The following is a 383-nucleotide window of genomic DNA, read 5'->3' as shown; positions in this document are numbered from 1 at the left end:
GCGGGTAATGAAAGCGATCCAAGCCCAGCCTTAACATTGACTGTGGACACCCAAGCACCAGATGCACCCGTGGTGAATCCAGCCAATACACATGACCCAATTACAGGTACAGCAGAAGCAGGCAGTACGGTTAGCGTGAGCTATCCAGACGGACAAGGCGGAACGACGACTGTGACCACCACAGCAGATGCGGATGGTCACTGGAGTGTGCCAAATCCAGGCTTAAAAGACGGTGATGAAGTTACAGCGACAGCAACAGATGCCGCGGGTAACGTTTCACAGCCAGGCAATACAGTGATTGATGGTACAGCACCCACAGCGCCAGCAGCCCCGACACAGTACTTGGACAATACCGATCCCGTACAAGGCACATTCGGTACAGG

Annotated in this window: 1 protein-coding gene; it reads left to right on the top strand. The window is 54.0% G+C overall.

Annotated features, from left to right (window positions below; translation table 11 throughout):
- The coding region (locus EXE10_RS21265; RefSeq protein ID WP_228256884.1) for an Ig-like domain-containing protein at positions 1-383 on the top strand (383 nt) is incomplete at both ends.

The organism is Acinetobacter sp. WCHAc060033 (genome assembly GCF_004209125.1).
Taxonomy (GTDB): Bacteria; Pseudomonadota; Gammaproteobacteria; order Pseudomonadales; family Moraxellaceae; genus Acinetobacter; species Acinetobacter wuhouensis.
Note: the sequence above shows the minus strand (reverse complement) of the source record. Positions and strands in the feature narration are given on the sequence as shown.